This is a genomic window from uncultured Nevskia sp., from assembly GCF_903885465.1.
Lineage (GTDB): Bacteria > Pseudomonadota > Gammaproteobacteria > Nevskiales > Nevskiaceae > Nevskia.
The window spans coordinates 1-4280 of the sequence record NZ_CAISIQ010000214.1 but is presented as its reverse complement, the minus strand read 5'-3'; the positions used below and the strand labels follow the sequence as shown (position 1 = coordinate 4280).

The window sequence follows — 4280 nt, the reverse complement described above, 5'->3', positions numbered from 1 at the left end:
GCGCTCGACGAGCAGCTGGCGATCACCCGCCGCACCATTGGCACGCGCGAGAAATTCGTCGAGCTGACTCAGGCGCGCCACGAGCGCGGCGTGATCAGCGGCCTCGATGTCGCCACCGCCGAAGCGCAGGCCGCAGCGGCGCGCGCCAATCTTCCGGAACTGCAGCGCCAGATCACCCTGGTCGAGGATCAGCTGAGCCTGCTGCTCGGCGGCTATCCGGCGGCGATCGCCCGTGGCGAAGAGATCCATGAACTCAGCCCGGAACCGCCGGCGGGCCTGTCGTCGAGCCTGCTCGAACGGCGGCCCGATCTGCTGCTCGCCGAAAGCCGCTTGAAAGCCGCGAACGCGCGAGTCGGTGTCGCCAAGGCCGCGCTGTTCCCGCGGCTGGCGCTGACCGGCACTTTCGGCACCGCGAGCCAGTCGCTCGGCGATCTGTTCACGCAGCCGTCGAACGCGTTCTCGTTCGGCGGCAACCTGCTGCAGCCGCTGCTCGATGCCGAGCGCAATCTCTATCAAGTCGATCTCGCCGATGCCCGCAAGCGTGAAGCGATCCTGAGCTACGAGCAGGCAGTGAAAGGCGCGTTTCGCGAAGTGGCGGATTCGCTTGCCGAGCGCAGCCAGTACGAAGCTTTCGAGCACGAACAGGACGCTCGCGTATCGGCACTCCGACGCGCCGATGGCATCGCCCTGGCGCGTTATCGGATCGGCTTTTCTTCGTACTTCGATGTCATCAACGCCGAACGCGATCTGTTCGATTCGGAACTGGCGCTGACCGCCGCTCGCCGCAACACGCGGCTGGCGGCTGTGCGCCTGTATCGCGCGCTGGGTGGTGGCTGGGCCGCCGCAGAGCCAGCACCCGCGGCCGAGCCCGGTACGGAGACCGTGCCGGGCTGAGCGCCACCCGCAGCCTCAATCGTCTTGCGCGTTGGCAAGTACGGCGAAGCTGGCGGCATCGAGCTTCAGTTCGCGGCGCTGGCCCTTGGCGTCGATCACTTCGACTTCGAAGCCGTCGTGGTCGTAGCTGATTTCGCGAAACTGGCGGTAGCCGTCGGCTTCGAGCTTGCTCAACAGGCGATCGAGGGTGTCGACATCGAAGCCGGCATCGTCGTCATCGCCGAAATCCGGCCGGGCGAAGCGGGTCTTGCTGCCATCGGCTGACAGATAGACCTGGGCCGCATCGCCCTTGGCGTCGCGGGCTTCAACCTTCCAGTTGCCGAACAGCACCGGTTCGATGTCTTCGATGTGCTGGAAGCCGCCGACCCGAAGTTGGGCCGAGATGGCGCGCAGGCTGGCGAGATTGTCAGTACTGCTGTCGGCGGCGGAGGCCAGAGTCGACGTACCAAACATCAGGCTGGCGGCGAGGGTGATCGGGATCAGTTTGCGCATGGGGTTGCTCCGGTTAGGGTCCATGCAGACTGCGCGCCGCCTTCTGGCGTGACCGTGAACGGCTCGTTCATGATCGGTTCACAGCATCCATGCGAAACCGCCGCGATGAAAACCTGTTTGCTGATAACCGCCGCCGCATTGCTGATCGCCTTCGGCACCGCCAGTGCCGACAAGGACGACCACGGTCAACGCCTGCGCGCGGCGGTGGCCAGCGGCCAGATCGTGCCGCTGAAATCGCTGCTCGATCGCATCGAGGCCGACTATGTTGGTCAGGTGCTGGAAGTCGAACTCGATGATGACGATGATCAGTTGATCTACGAGATCGACTTCCTGACGCCGGCCGGCGCCAAGATCGAGTTCGAGTTCGATGCCACCAATGGTCGCTTGCTGAAGTCCAAGGGACACGGCCTCGAAGCGGCGCGCCGCCAATGAGAGTGCTGATCGCCGAAGACGACCAGCCGCTCGCCGATGGCCTCGCGCAGCTGCTGTCTCGCCACGGCCTGACCGTCGACCACGCCAACGCCGGCGACCGCGCCGACTATCTGTTGCGCACCGAAAGCTACGACGCCGTGGTGCTCGATCTCGGCCTGCCAGTGCGCGATGGTCTGAGCCTGCTGCGCGAGTGGCGCGATGACGGCATCAAGACGCCGGTGCTGATCCTCACCGCGCGCGGTCGCTGGCCGGACAAGGCGGCCGGCTTCACTGCCGGCGCCGACGATTACGTGGTCAAGCCCTTCGAGCCGATGGAAGTGGTGCTCAGAGTGCAGGCGCTGATCCGCCGCTCGGCCGGCGAGGCGAGTGCCCGCATCGTCCACGACCGTCTGATCCTCGATACCGGACTGGCGCAGGTCACGGTGGACGGCATGCCGGTCGACCTCACGGCCCAGGAATACAAGCTGTTCGCGTATCTGATGCACGCGCGTGATCGCCTGGTTTCGCGCACCGAACTCGCCGAACACGTCTATGCCCGTGATCGCGATCCAGACTCGAACTCGATCGATGTGCTGATCGGCCGGCTGCGCCGCAAGCTGCCGGACGGCTTGGTCGAAACCGTGCGTGGCCTCGGCTTCGTGATTCGCCGGCCGTGAAAGCACCGCTGAGCCGGCGGCTGGTCGTGGTCGCGGCGATCACGGTGGCGCTGCTGCTGCCGGTTGCTGGTGCGCTGCTGTCGGCAGCGTTCCGGCAGTCGGTCGAAACCGGTTTCGATCAGCGGCTTGAAGCGCTGCTGACCACGTTGGCCGGGTTGATCGAGAACGGCCCAGCGGACGACGCAAGGCTGACTTTGTCGCGGCCGCTGGCCGATCCGCGCTTCGAGCGCCTGCATTCCGGTTGGTACTGGCAGATCGCGCGCGCCGATCAGGTGCTGGCGACTTCGCGCTCGCTGTGGGATGACCGGATAGCGGCGACTGCAATGCCTCTGCTTGGGCCGCGCGGCGAACCGCTGCGTGCCGCGCAGCTCGATCTGCTGCTGCCGGCCGGAAGCTCGCCGGTGCATCTGCTGATCACCGGGCCGCAGCACGAAATCGAGATTGAAGTCGCAGCCTTCAATCGCCTGCTGGTGATCGCGCTGGGTTCGCTCGGCCTGCTGCTGATCGCGGCGTTTGCCGTGCAGATCCGCTGGGGACTGGCGCCGCTGCGCCGGCTCGGCGATCAGCTGAAGCAAGTTCGCGGCGGCGATCGGCCGACGCTAGATCCAGCACTGCCACGCGAACTGCCCGGCGATCTGGCCGAGGTCGCGACGGCGATCAACGAAGTGCTGGCGCATCAGCAGGCGCTGATCGAACGCGCCCGCAGCGCCACCGGCAATCTCGCCCATGCGCTCAAGCAGCCGCTCGCGGCGCTGCATCTGCAACTCGATAGCGACAATCTGGATCGTCCTGCCGCGCGCGACTCGCTGGTCCGGATAGGGGAGACCGTCGACCATCATCTGTCCCGCGCCGCTGCCGCCGGCCGGATCAGCGGCCTGTATGGACGCGCATCGCTGCGCGACAGCCTGCTGCCGATCGTCGACGCCGTGCGCGCTATCCACGCGGCGCGTGACTTGACGATCGTTGCCGAACTGCCGGCCGGACGCAGCGTACGGATCGACGCGCAGGACCTGCAGGAACTGGCCGGCAACCTGCTCGACAATGCAGCGCTAGCCGCACGCAGCGAAGTGCGGCTGAGCCTGATCGAGGAAGCCGACGGCCTGCTGATGCTGATCGACGACGACGGCCCCGGCATTCCCGATGCCGCACATGCGCTGGTCGTCGAACGCGGGGTGCGTCTGGACGAGCAGCGTCCTGGTTCGGGATTGGGCCTGGCGATCGTCCGCGATCTCGCCGAACTGCATGGGCTGGCACTGAGCCTGTCAGCCAGCCCGCTCGGTGGGCTGCGGGTCAGGCTGCGTTTTCCAGCCGGCGCTGGCGCCAGCCAAGGTTGAGGCGAAGTTGAGACGATAATCTTTCGAGCCCGGATCGGCGCTGGACTGCCGTACAAACGGTGATTTTCAAAGTTAATAAGTAGTCAACAGAAAGTGTGATTTCGCTCACGGATGGCGATGAACGATCTCGCTATAAGAATCGGAAAATTTCGAGTTTCTAATCGATGTTGTCCCTGCGCGAGATCGTCATGATTCGTCCGTATGTCAGCTTTCTATCTGCGTCTGCCGCACTGGGCTTCGCCCTCGCCCTCGCGCTCGTTGCACCGTCTCTGTCCGCGTCTGGAGCAATACCGGATGCCTTCAGTCTGGTTCCACGACGGGATGCGACGCCGGGAAGTGAGCAAATCAGCGAGCCAGTCACGATTTATGGGCTAGATGCGGTGGCGACGGCGAACGTGGACCTCGGCAGTCTCAGCATCAACGGCGGACCATTTTCGACTGCTCTCAACGAAGTCAGGAGCGGAGACGTACT

Annotated in this window: 6 protein-coding genes; 5 read left to right on the top strand and 1 reads right to left on the bottom strand. The window is 65.2% G+C overall.

Annotated elements, in window-relative coordinates:
- A partial coding sequence (locus QZY06_RS08090) for an efflux transporter outer membrane subunit (protein ID WP_295682637.1) occupies nt 1-894 on the top strand: 894 nt, incomplete at its 5' end.
- A gap of 15 nt (nt 895-909) precedes the next feature.
- Here QZY06_RS08090 and QZY06_RS08085 read toward each other — a convergent pair.
- Nucleotides 910-1386 carry a PepSY domain-containing protein gene (locus QZY06_RS08085; protein ID WP_295682634.1) on the bottom strand — a complete coding sequence of 159 codons (477 nt, stop codon included), beginning with the start codon at nt 1384-1386 and terminating at the stop codon, nt 910-912.
- A gap of 105 nt (nt 1387-1491) precedes the next feature.
- Here QZY06_RS08085 and QZY06_RS08080 point away from each other — a divergent pair, with 105 nt between their 5' ends.
- From QZY06_RS08080 to QZY06_RS08065, 4 genes are all read left to right on the top strand, one after another.
- Complete coding sequence (locus QZY06_RS08080) at nt 1492-1818, top strand: PepSY domain-containing protein (protein WP_295682631.1); 327 nt, start codon at nt 1492-1494, stop codon at nt 1816-1818.
- Nucleotides 1815-2474: a response regulator transcription factor gene (locus tag QZY06_RS08075; protein ID WP_295682628.1), complete on the top strand. Its 660-nt coding sequence runs from the start codon at nt 1815-1817 to the stop codon at nt 2472-2474. The genes QZY06_RS08080 and QZY06_RS08075 overlap by 4 nt, the downstream gene beginning before the upstream one ends.
- Nucleotides 2471-3808, top strand: coding sequence for a sensor histidine kinase (locus QZY06_RS08070; protein WP_295682626.1), 1338 nt, complete (start codon nt 2471-2473; stop codon nt 3806-3808). The genes QZY06_RS08075 and QZY06_RS08070 overlap by 4 nt, the downstream gene beginning before the upstream one ends.
- Before the next feature lie 164 nt (nt 3809-3972).
- Nucleotides 3973-4280, top strand: a 308-nt coding sequence (locus QZY06_RS08065) for a hypothetical protein (protein WP_295682623.1), incomplete at its 3' end; no start/stop codon positions are given.

Excerpts from the sequence above, each read along its gene's own strand:
- QZY06_RS08085 (WP_295682634.1), bottom strand. The coding sequence starts at position 1,386 with ATGCGCAAACTGATCCCGATCACCCTCGCCGCCAGCCTGATGTTTGGT.
- QZY06_RS08080 (WP_295682631.1), top strand. The coding sequence starts at position 1,492 with ATGAAAACCTGTTTGCTGATAACCGCCGCCGCATTGCTGATCGCCTTC.
- QZY06_RS08075 (WP_295682628.1), top strand. The coding sequence starts at position 1,815 with ATGAGAGTGCTGATCGCCGAAGACGACCAGCCGCTCGCCGATGGCCTC.